Source organism: Acidovorax sp. HDW3 (assembly GCF_011303755.1).
Lineage (GTDB): Bacteria > Pseudomonadota > Gammaproteobacteria > Burkholderiales > Burkholderiaceae_C > Paenacidovorax.
Window position 1 is genome coordinate 197,101 of sequence record NZ_CP049885.1, and the last position, 13,898, is coordinate 210,998.

The following is a 13,898-nucleotide window of genomic DNA, read 5'->3' on the forward strand; positions in this document are numbered from 1 at the left end:
AATTTGCGGGAAACCCCCGGGAGGGGTTAACCAGAAAAAACGCCCTGCAGACAGCAGCCTGCAGGGCGTTGCGTGGCGGTTGTCGCCTTAGCGGTCGTTGCTTTAACGCATGAATTTGCCGTCGCGGCCAACCAGGGTCAGTTCGACAAAGCGCGAAGCGTTGTGCCCCGGCTCGGTGGCGTTGATCTCAAAGCCGCCCAGGTCCCATTTTTTGAACGTCCACAAGGCGTCGAGAAAGCTGCTGCGGGTGAGGGTTTTGCCGGTGCGCTGCAGGGCCTCGCAGAACACGCGGGCGTTGATATAGCCTTCGAGCGCCAGGTGCGAAGGCTCTGCCTTGGCGCCACTGGCTTTCCAAGCCTGCAAAAACTCGCGTGAAATAGGCACGGTCGGGCTGTTGGGCATGGGCACGACCTGGGTGATGTTGATGCCAGCAGCATCGGCGCCCAGGGCCGTTAACGTGGCGGGCGTGCCCATGACCGAGAGCGCATACAGCGCCGTGCCCCGACGCAGGGCGCGAAAGGCTTTGACGAATTCCAGCGTTGGCTTGCCGGCCAGGCCCAGGATCACGGCCTCGGGCTCGGCCTGGGCGATTTTTTGTGCAGCCGCTTTGGCGTCTTGGCCATCGTTGGCGACGGTGGCGTTGACGCCTTCTGGGAGTTGCAGCTTGCCCATGGCGCGCTGGACGTTGTTGTAGACCTCTTTGCCAAAGCTATTGGCTTGGTGGGCGACGGCAATGCGCTTGATGCCCAGGGTGACGAGATGCTGGATTTGTTTTTCAGCTTCATCGGCATAGCCTGCGCGGACGTTGAAGACGTTACGCGCTGCTATGCGTGCGGATTGCGCACCAGTGAAGGGAGAAAAAAATGGAATGCCTGACTCTTTCACGAGCGGTAGCATGGCCTCGACATGGGGTGTCCCCATACAGTTGAAAAGTGCAAAAGTATTGCTGTCGGCCAGCAACTGTTTGGCATTGGCCTCTGCCTTCTTGACGTCATAGGCGTCGTCCAGTGTGTTGAGTGTGATGGTGCGACCGTGGATGCCGCCGCGTGCGTTCACGGCGTTGAATACCAGCTGTGCGCCCTGGTGCATGGCCTGGCCCAGGTCGGCGAGCGGGCCGGAAAGATCGGTGCTTTGCCCCAGGACGATGGTGGCATCCTGGGCCTGTGCGGTGCCCATGCCCAGCCAGGGCAGGGCGGTGGCGGCGGCGCCAGTGAGCAGGGTGCGGCGAGACAGGGAGGGCGGGCGATGGTGGGGCATGGGTGTCTCTGAAGAGCAACAATCAAAACCCCGAATGATGCGGGGACGAGGCCGCCATGGGGTGGTTTGTGGTTCCGAAATCCCTCATGGTTTTCCACTAGATGCTTTGTGCACACAGCAATCTCGGGCATTCTCGCGCCATCCTTTTCTGTCCATCTTGCCCTTGCCCTTGCCATGAGCCAAGACCTATCGCTGCACCAGCGGCGCCGTTTGCCGACAGCGCAGGAGTTGGCCGGCATTCCCTGGCTGCCCTTGCTGCCAGGGGCCGAGCGCGAACGTGCGCAGGCGGCCTTGTTGGTGGGCGATGCCCATCCGGGCGATTACATCTGCCGCATTGGCCGGCCGGTGACTTACTGGTTTGGCGCCGTCGATGGGCTGCTCAAAATGCACACCGACAGCGCCGACGGCTCTGGCATGACTTTCGCCGGCCTGCCCCCTGGTGGCTGGTTTGGTGAGGGCACGGCCATCAAGCGTGAGCCCTACCGCTACAACGTGCAGGCGCTGCGCAGCAGTGTGGTGGCGGGGCTGCCGATAGAGAGCTTTCACTGGCTGCTCGATCACTCCATTGCTTTCAACCGCTTTGTCATGGACCAGCTCAACGAGCGTTTGGGCCAGTTCATTGCCGCCCGTGAGATTGACCGCCTGGCCCAACCCGATCTGCGCGTGGCGCGCAGCCTGGCGGCGCTGTTCAACCCGGTGCTGTACCCGGGGGTAGGGCAGGTGCTGCGTATTACGCAGCAAGAGCTGGCCTACCTGGTGGGGCTGTCACGCCAGCGGGTCAATGAGGCGCTGGCGGTGCTGCAGGCGCAGGGGCTCATTCGTGTGGAATATGGCGGGCTGCGGGTGCTTGATTTGCCAGCGCTGCGCTTGGTGGGGCGCGCTCAGGCGTGACGCGCTCAGGCGCCGCGCAGTACCCGCCGGTATTGCACTGCTTCGGCCACGTGCACCGTCTCGGTCGTGGGGCTGCCCGCCAGGTCGGCGATGGTGCGCGCCACGCGCAGGGTGCGGTGGGTGGCGCGCGCTGACCAACCCAGGCGGGTGGCGGCGGCTTGCAAAAAATGGCTGGCAGCAGGCGCCAGGGCCAGGTGGGTGTCCAGGCGCTGGCCCTGCAGCTGGTGGTTGGCGTGGCCCTGGCGTGCCAGGGCCCGTTCGCGCGCTTGCGCCACCCGGGCGCGCACCGTGCTGCTGCTTTCGCCGCCGCCGTGTTGCAGCAGTTCGGCGGCGGGGAGGGCCGGGACTTCGACGTGCAAGTCGATGCGGTCGAGCAGCGGGCCGCTCAATTTGCCTTGGTAGCGGGCAATTTGCTCGGGTGTGCAGCGGCAGGGGCGCTGTGGGCTGCCGGCAAAGCCGCAGGGGCAAGGGTTCATGGCGGCAATGAGTTGAAAGCGCGCCGGGAATTCGGCGCGCTGCGTGGCGCGGGCGATGGTGATGCGGCCCGTCTCCAGCGGTTCGCGCAGGGCTTCGAGGGCGCTGCGGGCAAACTCCGGAAATTCATCGAGGAACAGCACCCCTTCGTGGGCGATGGAAATTTCCCCCGGCCTGGGGGGCGAGCCACCGCCGACCAGGGCCACGGCACTGCTGGTGTGGTGGGGGTGGGCGGTGGGGCGCTGCATCCATTGCGCTGGCGTAAAGCGGCCAGCCAGGCTGGCAATGGCGGCGCTCTCGAGTGCCTGCTCCACGTCCATGGCTGGCAGCAGGCCGGCAAAGCGCTCGGCCAGCATGGATTTTCCAGCGCCTGGCGGCCCCACGAGCAACAAACCGTGGCCGCCCGCTGCCGCAATCTCCAGTGCCCGGCGTGCTGCGCCCTGGCCTTTGACGTCGGCCAGATCGGGGCCGGCGGGGGGCTCCTGGGGGGCGCTGGCGGGTACGCGTTGCCAGTGGTCGGTGGCGTCGGTGGGGGTGCTGGCATCGCTTGTCGGCAGCAGCTGGCGCACCACATCGAGCAGATGGCGGGCGCTATACACCTCGATGCCTGGCACCAGCGCGGCTTCTTCGGCGCTTTCTGGGGGCAATACCAGGCGCGCAGGTTCGCCTTGGCGGCGCAGTGCCAGGCTGGTGGCGAGGGCGCCGCGCACCGGGCGCAGCTGGCCCGAGAGCGAGAGCTCGCCGGCAAACTCCCAACCGGCCAGGCGTGCGGCCTCGATTTGTCCGCTGGCGGCGAGGATGCCCAGGGCGATGGGCAGGTCAAAGCGCCCTGAATCTTTGGGCAGATCGGCGGGCGCCAGGTTGACGGTGATTTTTTTGTTGTTCGGAAATTCCAGCCCGGCGTTTTGCAGCGCTGCGCGCACCCGCTCGCGCGCCTCCTTGACCTCAACCTCGGCCAGCCCCACCAGGGTAAAGCTGGGCAGGCCATTGGCCAGGTGCACTTCGACAGTGACGGCAGGCGCCGCCAATCCCAGCAGGGCGCGGCTTTGCACCAGGGCAAGACTCATGGGCGGCTCCTTGGGTTGTTAATCGTCAGTTGTTTCCTGTTTGAGCTGCAGCGCCTGTTCGTACAGCGCATTGCGCGCGGCGCCGGTGATGTCGGCGGCCAGGCGCACGGCGGTTTTGAGTGGCAGCTCGGCCAGCAGCAGGCGCAGCACGCGCAGCACGCGCAGGCTGGCGCCGTCGTCGGTGGACAGGGGCGTGGGGTGTAGCAGCACCACGAACTCACCGCGCTGGCGCTGGGGGTTCTCTGCCAGCCAGGGGGCGACGGCACTTGCTGGCAGGGTGGTGATTTCTTCGAATTGCTTGGTCAGCTCGCGTGCCAGGGTGATGCGGCGTGTGCCCAGTACGGCCAGGGCCTGGGCCAGGTCGGTGATGCGGTGCGGGGCTTCGAGCAGGAGCACGCAGCGCGGCTCTGGCTGCAGGGCGGCAATGGCGCAGGCACGCTCGGCGGTTTTGCTCGGCAGGAAGCCGGCAAAGACAAAACCGTTGCTTTCGGGGGTGGTGGCTACGGCGCCGGCCACGCTCAGGGCGCTGGTGATGCTGCTGGCGCCGGGCAGCGGCAGGGCGCGCAGGCCGGCCGCCTGCACGCAGGCCACCAGGCGGGCGCCGGGGTCGCTCACGCCGGGGGTTCCGGCGTCGCTCACATAGGCCACGCGCTGACCGGCTTGCAGGCGCGTGAGTACGGCCTGGGCGGCTTCTTGTTCGTTGTGCTGGTGCAGGGCGAGCAGCTGCGCGCCGGGGCGCTCTATGCCGTAGCTGCGCAGCAGTGCCTGGGTGTGGCGCGTGTCTTCGCAAGCGATGGCATCGACGAGTTGCAGCACGTGCAGGGCGCGCAGCGTGATGTCGGCCAGGTTGCCGATGGGCGTGGCGACGACGTAGAGCGCGCCCTGCGGATAATGCTGGGCGGCGGCGGCCTCGTGGGCGGCGGTCAGGGCAGAGGCAAAGGAGGCGCTCAATGGGGTTCCTTGAAAAATGGCGGCAGGGCGGGGTCAGTACGCGGGTGCTGGGCGCCGCCGCTGAAGACCGGGCCTTGGCGCATTTGCAGCAGGCCGGGCTACGGCTGGTGCAGCGCAATTATCGAACGCCCGGGCGCGGCGGTGGTGAGATTGATTTGATCCTGCACGCACCCGATGGCACGCTGGTGTTCGTCGAGGTGCGCAGCCGTGCCAGTGCCGCCTACGGGGGCGCGGGCGCCAGCATTGGTGCGGCCAAGCAGCGGCGCATTGTGTTCGCGGCGCAGCATTACCTGCTGCGCTACGCCAGCACCCCGCCGTGCCGTTTCGACGCCGTACTGGTGCATGGCGAGCAGGTGCAGTGGCTGCCCGGTGCCTTCGATTTGGGTGCGGGCTGACAACTTTTTGCTACAAACCCTGTAGCGTCTGCGCCGCTATCATTGCGGCCCATGCTCGAACAACGCATCCAACAGCATTTCATCGACAGTGCCGATCTGAAGTACCAGTCGGCCCAAGCCTTGAGCCAACCCATTGCCGCCGCCGTGCAGGCGCTGCTGGTGTGCATCACCAGTGGTGCCAAGCTGCTCGCCTGTGGCAGCGGGGCCTCGGCGGCGCAGGCGCGCCAGCTGGCGGCCCTGTGTGTGGCCGGCTTTGAGCGCGAACGCCCTGAGCTGGCGGTGCTGGCGTTGAGCGAGGAGTCGGCACTGCAGACGTCGGCATCGGGCCTGGTGGATGCCAGCTTGGGGCTGGCGCGCCAGGTGCGGGCCTTGGGGCAGGCGGGTGATGTGTTGCTGCTGCTGTCCGTCGGCGGCAGCGAGGCGGCGATTTTGGCGGCCGTGGCGGCGGCGCATGAGCGCGATATGAGCGTCATCGCCCTCACGGGCCGCACGGGCGGAGAGCTGGCGGCGCTGCTGCGCGAGACGGACGTTTGGATTGCCGTGCCGCATGAGCGTGCGGCGCGGGTGCGTGAGGTCCACAGCCTGGTGTTGCACTGCCTGTGCGACGGGGTGGACGCGCAATTGTTGGGTGAACCGGAGATACCGTGATGACAAAGCAAAGCAATCGGTGGGTGTGTACGCTGCTCGTGGCGGCAGCCTTGGGTGCGGGCCTGAGCGCTTGCGTGCCTTTGGTGGTGGGCGGCGCGGCGGTGGGGGCGATGGTGGCGGTCGATCGCCGCACCTCGGGCGCGCAGCTCGACGACGAAGGCATCGAGCTGCGGGCGGGCAACCAGATTTTTGGCATGTACGGCGACCGCGCCCATGTCAACGTCACCAGCTGGAACCGCCAGGTGCTGCTGACTGGCGAGGTGCCGACGCAGGAGGATGGCCAGAAGGTGGCGCAGATGGTGCGTGGTCTGCAAAACGTGCAGTCCGTGGTCAATGCGCTGGTGGTGGCGCCGCCGTCGTCGCTGTCGCAGCGCTCGAACGACACCTTGCTCACGGGCAAGGTCAAGGCCAGCTTCGTCGATGCCAAGGACGTGATGAGCAGCGCCTTCAAGGTCGTGACCGAGCGTGGCGTGGTGTACCTGATGGGCCGCGTCACCCAGCGCGAAGCGCAGCGCGCCTCGGACATTGCGCGTGGCGTCAGTGGCGTGACCAAGGTGGTGCGGGTGTTTGAGCTCATTTCTGAGCAGGAACTGGCCAATACCCAGCCCAAACCCGCACCTGCACCCGCGCACGATGCCGTTCCAGCCTCGGCCCCGGCACCCGCCCCGGTGCAGGGGCAAGTGCAGGTCCAGCCCCTGCCGCCGGTGCAGTAAGGCACGGTAAAAAAATAGAAACGGTTAGCGCAGGCGGGTGATGAGGCTGGAGGTATCCCAGCGCCGCCCGCCTTGCTGCTGCACGTCGGCGTAGAACTGATCGACCAGGGCCGTGACGGGCAGGCGGGCGCCGTTTTTTTGTGCCTCGGCCAGCACCAGGCCCAGGTCTTTGCGCATCCAATCGACGGCAAAGCCGAAATCAAAACGGCCCTCGGCCATGCTGCGGCCCCGGTTGTCCATTTGCCAGCTTTGCGCTGCGCCCTTGCCGATGACGTCGAGCACACGGGGCAGGTCCAGCCCGGCACGCTGGCCGAAAGCGATGGCCTCGGACAGCCCCTGCAGCAGGCCGGCAATCGCAATCTGGTTCACCATCTTCGTCAGCTGCCCGGCGCCGCTGGCGCCCATCAGGGTGCAGGCGCGGGCGTAGGCCATGATGACCGGCTCGGCGCGGGCAAAGGCAGCGTCGTCGCCGCCGCACATCACCGTCAGCTGGCCGTTCTCGGCCCCGGCCTGACCGCCGGAGACGGGGGCATCGAGGAACTCCAGCCCCAGGCTGCGCGCCTGGGCGTAGAGCGCGCGCGCGACCTCGGCGGAGGCGGTGGTGTGATCGACGAACAGGGCGCCAGCGCCCATGCCGGCAAAGGCGCCTTCTGGCCCCAGGGTCACGGCGCGCAGGTCGGCGTCGTTGCCGACGCAGCACAGCACGAGTTGTGCGCCCTGCGCCGCCGCTGCCGGTGTTGCGGCATGTTTTACGGCGCCAGCGCTTGTGTGCTGCGCGCACCATGCTATCGCTTTGCTAGCAGTGCGGTTGTACACCGTGACCTGGTGCCCGGCGCGCGCCAGGTGGCCGGCCATGGGCGCGCCCATGACCCCCAGGCCAAGGAAGGCGATGCGTTGCGGTGCGATGGGGGCGTAGGAGCGGGGGGCGTTCATGGTTAGACGATGGCGAAGTTTTCCGTGCCGGAAGCCAGGTCAGAGCTTTTGGCGCGCTGGCTTGAGAGCTTGATCTGCAGGCGCAGGTCGTTGAGCGAGTCGGCGTTGCGCAGCGCATCTTCGTAGGTGATGACGTTGGCCTCGAACAGGTCGAACAGCGCCTGGTCGAAGGTCTGCATCCCGAGGTTGCGGCTTTTTTTCATGATCTCTTTGATCTCCGAGACTTCGCCCTTGAAGATCAGGTCAGAAATGAGCGGCGTGTTCAGCATCACTTCGACGGCGGCGGCGCGGCCCTTGCCGTCCTGCTTGGGCAGGAGGCGCTGCGAGACCATGGCGCGCAGGTTCAGCGACAAGTCCATCAGCAGCTGCGCGCGGCGCTCCTCAGGGAAGAAGTTGATGACGCGGTCGAGTGCCTGGTTGGCGCTGTTGGCGTGCAGCGTGGCCAGGCACAGGTGGCCGGTTTCGGCAAACGCCACCGCGTGCTCCATGGTCTCGCGGTCGCGGATCTCGCCCATCAAGATGACGTCGGGTGCCTGGCGCAGGGTGTTTTTCAGCGCCGCTTCCCAGCTGTCGGTGTCGAGCCCGACCTCGCGCTGCGTGACGACGCAGTTCTTGTGCGGGTGCACGAACTCGACCGGATCTTCCACGGTGATGATGTGGCCGAACGAGTTTTCGTTGCGCCAATCGACCATGGCGGCGAGCGTCGTCGATTTGCCCGAGCCGGTGGCGCCAACCATGATGCACAGGCCACGCTTGGTCATGGCCACTTCCTTGAGCACCTGGGGCACGCCCAGGCCGTCGATGGTCGGCAGCGTCAGTGGGATGGTACGCAGCACCAGGCCCACGCGCCCCTGTTGGATGAAGGCGTTGACGCGAAAGCGCCCGATACCGGCGGGCGAGATGGCGAAGTTGCACTCCTTGGAGCGCTCGAAATCGGCCACCTGCTTGTCGCTCATGATGGAGCGCGCCAGCGTCAGGGTGTGCGCAGGCGTGAGCGGCTGCGGCGAGACTTTGGTGACCTTGCCGTCGATCTTGATGGCGGGCGGGAATTCGGCCGTCAAGAACAGGTCGCTGCCGCCCCGGCTGACCATGAGCTTGAGCAGGTCGTTGATGAATTTACTGGCCTGATCGCGTTCCATCAGCGCTCCTCCGGAGCCAGCCTGGTGGGCCGGCGGTGTGTGGGTTTATTGGTTGTGGCTTTCGCTCAAACGGGCGCTGACGACGCGCAGGCGCAGCGAGAGCTTGCGCGCCAGCAGAGCGATCAGGCTGGCGGCGAGTTGCGGGTCTTTGGCCATCATCTCGTCCATGCCTTCGGCGCTGAGGATGGCGATCTCGCACTCGGTGAGCGTGGTGCAGGCCGAGAAGCGGATGCCGCTGTCGAGCAGCGACATCTCGCCCAGAATGTCGCCCGGGCGCGTCTCGGCCAGGCGCAGGTGCTCGCCCCAGGGCTGCACGCGATCGACGGCGATGGTGCCGGTGAGCAGCACGACCATGAAGTTGCCGTACTCGTCCTGGCGGATGACGTCGCGGCTGGGCGGGATGGCGGCGAATTCAAAGAAGCGCTCCATGCGCTCGACCGCATCCTGGTCCAGGTGCGCCATGTATTTGTCTTTGGCCCACAGGCCCTGCAGCAGCTTGCCGCCCCGGCTGGTGGGCAGGCGCTTGGCGCCGACCTCGACGGCCCGCGCCTCCCAGGGCACGAGCAGCGACTCATCGACGCCCTGGCCGGCAAAGGCGGTGGTGAAGAAAACTGAATCGCCGCTTTCCTCGGCCGGCTTGTGGCCCAGGGTCTTGCCACGCAACAGGCTCAAAATACCTTTCATACAGTGCTCCTGTGGTCGGCTTAGCCGGGGAAGTTCTCGGGAATCTTGGCCTTGCTGCGCGCTTCGGCCGGGCTGATGATGTTGCGCCGCACCAGGTCGGTGAGGTTCTGGTCGAGCGTTTGCATACCAACGCTGTTGCCAGTCTGGATGGTGGAGTACATCTGCGCCACCTTGGCCTCGCGGATCAGGTTGCGGATGGCGCTGGTGCCCAGCATGATTTCGTGCGCGGCAACGCGGCCTGAACCGTCCTTGAGCTTGCACAGCGTTTGCGAGATCACGGCCTGCAGCGATTCGGACAGCATGGCGCGCACCATCTCTTTTTCTTCCGCTGGGAAGACGTCGATGATGCGGTCGATGGTTTTGGCGGCGCTGCTGGTGTGCAAGGTGCCAAACACCAAGTGGCCGGTTTCCGCCGCCGTCATGGCCAGGCGGATGGTTTCCAGGTCACGCAGTTCGCCCACCAAAATGGCGTCCGGGTCTTCGCGCAGCGCGGACTTGAGGGCGGCGGCGAACGACAGCGTCATCGGCCCGACTTCGCGCTGGTTGATCAGGGATTTTTTCGACTCGTGCACGAATTCGATCGGATCCTCGATGGTGAGGATGTGGCCGTACTCGGTTTCGTTGAGGTGGTTGACCATGCCTGCGAGCGTGGTCGATTTGCCCGAACCCGTGGGCCCCGTCACCAGCACCAGGCCGCGCGGCTTGAGTGCCAGGTCGGCAAAAATTTTCGGTGCATTGAGCTGTTCGAGCGTCAGGATTTTGCTTGGAATCGTTCGCAAGACGGCGGCGGCGCCCCGGTTCTGGTTGAAGGCGTTGACGCGAAAGCGCGCCAGGCCCTCGATCTCGAAAGAAAAGTCCACCTCCAGGAATTCTTCGTACATCTTGCGCTGCGAGTCGCTCATGATGTCGTACACCATGGCGTGCACCGTCTTGTGGTCGAGTGGATCGACGTTCAGGCGGCGCACGTCGCCGTGCACGCGGATCATGGGTGGCAGGCCCGCCGACAGGTGCAAGTCGGAAGCCTTGTTCTTGACGCTGAACGCCAGCAGTTGGGTGATGTCCACGGTGGTGCCCTCGGCTCGAATGATGGGAGTGGGGGGCGGTGCGGCGGCGGCACAATCGGCTGCTATCCCTGCCCCTCGTTTTTCGACAAGCATTATGACTACGATTGCCAGCGCGCTTCAACTTGTACACCAGCGTATTGAACGCGCTTGTAACGCGGCAGCGCGGCCTGCTGCGGGGGTGCAGTTACTCGCTGTTTCCAAGACCTTTGGCGCCGACGCCGTCATAGCCGCAGCCGAGGCCGGGCAGCGCGCATTTGGCGAAAACTACATCCAGGAAGCCGTCGCCAAAATCGCCGCCGTGCAGGCGCATGTGCCGCAGCTTGCGCGGCAGCTGCAGTGGCATTGCATTGGCCCGGTTCAAAGTAACAAGACGCGCCTGGTGGCGGTGCATTTCGATTGGGTACACACCGTCGATCGGCTCAAAACTGCCGAACGCCTGTCGGCGCAACGCCCGGATGGTTTGCCGCCGCTGCAGGTGTGCCTGCAGGTCAACGTCGATGGTGGCGCCACCAAATCCGGCGTTGCCCCCGACGCCGCCCTGGCCCTGGCGCAGGCCGTGGCGCAGCTGCCGCGCCTGCAGCTGCGCGGGCTCATGGGAATTCCCGATCCGGTCGAAGACTTTGCCGCCCAGTGCGCCGTGCACCAGCGCGCGCGCGCCTTGTTCGACGCCATCGCAGCCGCCGGCGGGTCGGGGCTGGAGCGTTTTGACACCCTGTCGCTGGGCATGACCGCCGACCTGGAGGCCGCCATTGCCGCCGGCAGCACCCTGGTGCGCGTGGGCAGCGGCATCTTTGGTGCTCGCAGCTATGCTGCCAGTTAATATTTGCTATACAAATAATAGCTACTCGCGCTTGCTGGTAAAGGGCTAGTGCTGATTTTTCTCCTTGATGGAGTGCCCTACGTGTTGCTACGTAGCGGCTGTGGCTAGAATGCGCCGCAGCCATCAACTTGTGAGGGGGGAGAAAAATGTTCTGTGCCCAATGCGGCCACGCCTTGGCGCCCGATGCGCGCTTTTGCCGCCAATGCGGCCATGCCGCGCCGCCACCGTTGACGTTGGAGTCTGTGTCAGAGCCGTTGGACATCAGCTTTGCGACCGAGCTTGAGCTTGAGCCTGCGTCCGCTTCGCCACCTTCGCCGGCCACTGTCTCGGCCTTGGCGGTTTCGTCTCCTCCTCCTCCACCACCACCTCCTCCTCCTCCTCCTGCCGCTAGCCCGGCGTTGCCGCCGCCCGTCAACGGTGCGCCCTGGGGGCTGTGGTTGGTGGCCTTGGCTGTGGCTCTGGTGCTGGGCCTGTTGGCTTGGTGGGGGCTGCGCCATTGGCTGGCGCCGGTACCGCTGACGCCACCTGCCGTGGTCGCTCCGGCGCTGGAGCCCCCGCCTGCGCGTGCCCCCGCGCCTGTGCTGCAACCCGAGCCTGAACCCGAACCCGAGCCAGCGCCCGCACCGCCGGCGCCTATCCCAGCACCTGCACCGCCGCCGCCCCCCACGCCGCAGCAGCAGGTGCAGGCCCGTGCCCGTGAGGCCCAGGCGCAGGTGCAACGCCAGCAACAGCGGCAGGACGCCATCCGGCGCGAGGCGAACCGGTCGTTTGACGAATACGAGCGCCAGCAGCGCGAGCAGGAACGGCGCGAACGCCGCTATTCGCAGTAACGACGGTCTTCCAACCCCTGAAAGAAGAAAGAGAGAGAGCACACCATGGCCTTGGTCATCAAATCCTGGAGCATCAAATCCCAGCCCGCGCCGGGCGAGCCGCACGTGCGCGTGGTGGCGCGCGAGAGCGGCTTCTGGTCCTTCATCCTGTCGCTGCTGGGCATAGATGCCACCACCACGATGGAGGTCAGCAGCACGCGCATCGAGTTCGAGCATGGCTCGCTCTCGGGCTTCATCCGCCGCATGACGCCGTTCGGCCATGTCTCGTCCACCTTCTATGGCCGCCACAAGCCCTGGAAGACGGCGCTGTTCATCCTCGCCGTGTGTTTCTCCATCGGCTCGGCCATCGGCAAGGCCTGGGCGCTGCTGGCATTTTTGCTGCTGGGGTTGATCGGCGCTGGCCTGTACTACTTCCTCAACCGCGAGCTGACTTTCGGCTTCATCGAGGACAGCGGCTTTGCCGGTGCCATCACCTTCAAGCGCTCGGTGATCGAGGGCCAGGAGATCAATGAGGAGCAGCTGCGCAAGATGATTGCCGTCATCGAGCACCAGATCAAATGCCAGAGCGCGCCGCTGGAGGGCATCGACATTGGTGGCCAGCCCGGCAACGAACGCTTTGCCGTGCCGGCGCCGACCTCGCTCAAAGAAGTGTTTGGTGGCGTGGCGCCGCCCCCTGCGCCCGCCACCCCCAAGGCCCCGCCACCGGCTGCGCCGCAGGCCCCCGCCCAGGCCGCGCCGCGCAGCCACTGCCCCCAGTGCAACCAGCCTTGCACGGCGGCCGATCGCTTTTGCGGCCACTGCGGGCACACGCTCTGACGCTGGCGCAGCCAGCCAGGCCCCGGGCTGCGTGCCACAATCGTCCGGTCATTGTTGGATGAATGGGAACCCCGCCATGCCCGGACTTTTGCCCGAAATCGACCCTGAGGGCCTGCTTGAATTTTCCGTGGTCTATACCGACCGCGCGCTCAACCACATGTCCCAGCGCTTTGTGCGCGCCATGCAGGACATTGTTGGCACCCTCAAGGAGGTGTACCACGCGCACAGCGTGGCCCTGGTGCCCGGCAGCGGCACTTTCGGCATGGAGGCGGTGGCGCGCCAGTTCGCCAACCAGCAAAAAGTGTTGATCGTGCGCAACGGCTGGTTCAGCTACCGCTGGAGCCAGATTTTTGACGCCGACCGGGGCCTTGGTGGCGGCGCTGTGGTGTGCAAAGCGCGCCCGCAAGGCAGCGGCGCGCAGGCGCCCTGGGCGCCCTGCCCGGTGCAGGAAGTGGTGGCCACCATTCGTGCTGAAAAGCCAGCCCTGGTGTTTGCCCCGCATGTCGAGACGGCCAGCGGCATCATGCTCAGCGACGACTACATCCGCAGCCTGGCTGCGGCGGCGCACGAAGTGGGCGCGCTCCTGGTGCTCGACTGCATCGCCTCGGGTGCGGTCTGGGTCGATATGCAGGCCACGGGTGTTGATGTGCTGATCTGCGCGCCGCAAAAGGGCTGGAGCAGCACGCCCTGCTGCGCCATGGTCATGCTCAGCGAGCTGGCGCGCCAGGCCATCGAAGACACACAAAGTTCGAGCTTTGCCTGCGACCTGAAAAAGTGGCTGCTGATTGCCGAAGGCTACGAAAAAGGCCAGCACGCCTACCACACCACCATGCCCACCGACGCCCTGGTGCAGCTGCGCGACGCCATGCAGGAAGCGCGCTCCTACGGCTTTGAGCGCGTGCGCGCCGAGCAGATGGCGCTGGGGCGGCAGGTGCGCGCGCTGCTGCAGGCACGCGGCTTTGCGAGCGTGGCCGCCGAGGGCTGGCAGGCGCCGGGCGTGGTCGTGAGCTACACCACCGACCCGGACATTCAAAACGGCAAAAAATTCCTGCAAGTGGGCCTGCAAACCGCCGCCGGCGTGCCGCTGCAGTGCGACGAGGGGCCGGACTTCAAAACCTTCCGCCTGGGCCTGTTTGGCCTGGACAAGTGGCACGACACGGCCCGCACCGTGGGCCATTTGCGCACGGCGCTCGATCAAATCGGAGCCTGAGCGCTC

Annotated in this window: 15 protein-coding genes and 1 pseudogene; 9 read left to right on the forward strand and 7 right to left on the reverse strand. The window is 66.1% G+C overall.

Annotated features, from left to right (window positions below; genetic code table 11):
• Positions 1-102: 102 nt before the first annotated feature.
• The gene (locus G7045_RS00840) at positions 103-1,257 is read right to left on the reverse strand and encodes an ABC transporter substrate-binding protein (RefSeq protein ID WP_166155975.1); all 1,155 of its coding nucleotides are present in this window, start codon (positions 1,255-1,257) and stop codon (positions 103-105) included.
• A 174-nt stretch (positions 1,258-1,431) separates the two neighbouring features.
• Between G7045_RS00840 and G7045_RS00845 the strand changes: the two genes are divergently transcribed.
• Entirely contained in the window at positions 1,432-2,148 is a 717-nt protein-coding gene (locus G7045_RS00845; RefSeq protein ID WP_166155977.1) for a Crp/Fnr family transcriptional regulator, read from the forward strand.
• A gap of 5 nt (positions 2,149-2,153) precedes the next feature.
• Here the strand turns inward: G7045_RS00845 and G7045_RS00850 are convergent, their stop codons facing one another.
• Positions 2,154-3,689, reverse strand: a complete 1,536-nt coding sequence (locus G7045_RS00850) for a YifB family Mg chelatase-like AAA ATPase (RefSeq protein WP_166155979.1) — start codon at positions 3,687-3,689, stop codon at positions 2,154-2,156.
• An 18-nt stretch (positions 3,690-3,707) separates the two neighbouring features.
• The gene (gene rsmI / locus G7045_RS00855) at positions 3,708-4,640 is read right to left on the reverse strand and encodes a 16S rRNA (cytidine(1402)-2'-O)-methyltransferase (protein WP_166155981.1); all 933 of its coding nucleotides are present in this window, start codon (positions 4,638-4,640) and stop codon (positions 3,708-3,710) included.
• Here rsmI and G7045_RS00860 point away from each other — a divergent pair.
• From G7045_RS00860 to G7045_RS00870, 3 genes are read left to right on the forward strand one after another with little or no spacing between them, the layout of a single operon-like run.
• Complete coding sequence (locus G7045_RS00860) at positions 4,640-5,035, forward strand: YraN family protein (RefSeq protein ID WP_166155983.1); 396 nt, start codon at positions 4,640-4,642, stop codon at positions 5,033-5,035. The two genes, rsmI and G7045_RS00860, sit on opposite strands and share 1 nt — an antisense overlap.
• Before the next feature lie 51 nt (positions 5,036-5,086).
• Positions 5,087-5,683 (forward strand): SIS domain-containing protein, encoded by a 597-nt coding sequence (locus G7045_RS00865; protein ID WP_166155985.1) that lies wholly within the window; start codon positions 5,087-5,089, stop codon positions 5,681-5,683.
• Positions 5,683-6,396, forward strand: coding sequence for a BON domain-containing protein (locus tag G7045_RS00870; protein ID WP_166155987.1), 714 nt, complete (start codon positions 5,683-5,685; stop codon positions 6,394-6,396). The genes G7045_RS00865 and G7045_RS00870 overlap by 1 nt, the downstream gene beginning before the upstream one ends.
• Positions 6,397-6,420: 24 nt before the next feature.
• Here G7045_RS00870 and G7045_RS00875 read toward each other — a convergent pair whose 3' ends face one another.
• Genes G7045_RS00875 through G7045_RS00890 form a run of 4 tightly spaced genes read right to left on the reverse strand, consistent with a single transcriptional unit; the run spans position 6,421 to position 10,216 of the window.
• Positions 6,421-7,329, reverse strand: a complete 909-nt coding sequence (locus G7045_RS00875; RefSeq protein WP_166155989.1) for an NAD(P)-dependent oxidoreductase — start codon at positions 7,327-7,329, stop codon at positions 6,421-6,423.
• A gap of 2 nt (positions 7,330-7,331) precedes the next feature.
• Positions 7,332-8,468, reverse strand: a complete 1,137-nt coding sequence (locus G7045_RS00880) for a PilT/PilU family type 4a pilus ATPase (protein WP_166155991.1) — start codon at positions 8,466-8,468, stop codon at positions 7,332-7,334.
• Positions 8,469-8,513: 45 nt separating this feature from the next.
• Positions 8,514-9,152, reverse strand: a complete 639-nt coding sequence (locus G7045_RS00885) for a cyclic nucleotide-binding domain-containing protein (RefSeq protein WP_166155993.1) — start codon at positions 9,150-9,152, stop codon at positions 8,514-8,516.
• A gap of 20 nt (positions 9,153-9,172) precedes the next feature.
• A complete protein-coding gene (locus G7045_RS00890) occupies positions 9,173-10,216 on the reverse strand; it encodes a type IV pilus twitching motility protein PilT (RefSeq protein ID WP_166155995.1) in 1,044 nt (347 codons plus the stop codon).
• A 94-nt stretch (positions 10,217-10,310) separates the two neighbouring features.
• On the opposite strand from G7045_RS00890, the gene G7045_RS00895 reads away from it, so the two are divergent.
• The 5 genes and pseudogenes from G7045_RS00895 to G7045_RS00910 all read left to right on the forward strand — a co-directional run bounded on the left by G7045_RS00895 (position 10,311) and on the right by G7045_RS00910 (position 13,892).
• On the forward strand, positions 10,311-11,036 hold the full coding sequence (locus tag G7045_RS00895) for a YggS family pyridoxal phosphate-dependent enzyme (protein ID WP_166155997.1): 726 nt from the start codon (positions 10,311-10,313) through the stop codon (positions 11,034-11,036).
• A gap of 146 nt (positions 11,037-11,182) precedes the next feature.
• Positions 11,183-11,245: pseudogene (locus G7045_RS14865) on the forward strand (zinc-ribbon domain-containing protein); the annotation flags it as partial.
• Between the two features lie 189 nt (positions 11,246-11,434).
• On the forward strand, positions 11,435-11,866 hold the full coding sequence (locus G7045_RS00900) for a hypothetical protein (RefSeq protein ID WP_166155999.1): 432 nt from the start codon (positions 11,435-11,437) through the stop codon (positions 11,864-11,866).
• 45 nt (positions 11,867-11,911) lie between these two features.
• Complete coding sequence (locus tag G7045_RS00905; RefSeq protein WP_166156001.1) at positions 11,912-12,682, forward strand: zinc ribbon domain-containing protein; 771 nt, start codon at positions 11,912-11,914, stop codon at positions 12,680-12,682.
• 76 nt (positions 12,683-12,758) lie between these two features.
• Positions 12,759-13,892 carry an aminotransferase class V-fold PLP-dependent enzyme gene (locus G7045_RS00910; protein ID WP_166156003.1) on the forward strand — a complete coding sequence of 378 codons (1,134 nt, stop codon included), beginning with the start codon at positions 12,759-12,761 and terminating at the stop codon, positions 13,890-13,892.
• Positions 13,893-13,898 lie beyond the last annotated feature (6 nt).

What these genes read in the sequence shown, in the direction of transcription:
- G7045_RS00880 (WP_166155991.1), bottom strand. Translation starts at nt 8,468, where the DNA reads ATGGAACGCGATCAGGCCAGTAAATTCATCAACGACCTGCTCAAGCTC.
- G7045_RS00865 (WP_166155985.1), top strand. Translation starts at nt 5,087, where the DNA reads ATGCTCGAACAACGCATCCAACAGCATTTCATCGACAGTGCCGATCTG.
- G7045_RS00905 (WP_166156001.1), top strand. Translation starts at nt 11,912, where the DNA reads ATGGCCTTGGTCATCAAATCCTGGAGCATCAAATCCCAGCCCGCGCCG.
- G7045_RS00910 (WP_166156003.1), top strand. Translation starts at nt 12,759, where the DNA reads ATGCCCGGACTTTTGCCCGAAATCGACCCTGAGGGCCTGCTTGAATTT.
- G7045_RS00870 (WP_166155987.1), top strand. Translation starts at nt 5,683, where the DNA reads ATGACAAAGCAAAGCAATCGGTGGGTGTGTACGCTGCTCGTGGCGGCA.
- G7045_RS00850 (WP_166155979.1), bottom strand. Translation starts at nt 3,689, where the DNA reads ATGAGTCTTGCCCTGGTGCAAAGCCGCGCCCTGCTGGGATTGGCGGCG.
- G7045_RS00845 (WP_166155977.1), top strand. Translation starts at nt 1,432, where the DNA reads ATGAGCCAAGACCTATCGCTGCACCAGCGGCGCCGTTTGCCGACAGCG.
- G7045_RS00860 (WP_166155983.1), top strand. Translation starts at nt 4,640, where the DNA reads ATGGGGTTCCTTGAAAAATGGCGGCAGGGCGGGGTCAGTACGCGGGTG.
- G7045_RS00885 (WP_166155993.1), bottom strand. Translation starts at nt 9,152, where the DNA reads ATGAAAGGTATTTTGAGCCTGTTGCGTGGCAAGACCCTGGGCCACAAG.
- G7045_RS00840 (WP_166155975.1), bottom strand. Translation starts at nt 1,257, where the DNA reads ATGCCCCACCATCGCCCGCCCTCCCTGTCTCGCCGCACCCTGCTCACT.
- G7045_RS00895 (WP_166155997.1), top strand. Translation starts at nt 10,311, where the DNA reads ATGACTACGATTGCCAGCGCGCTTCAACTTGTACACCAGCGTATTGAA.
- G7045_RS00875 (WP_166155989.1), bottom strand. Translation starts at nt 7,329, where the DNA reads ATGAACGCCCCCCGCTCCTACGCCCCCATCGCACCGCAACGCATCGCC.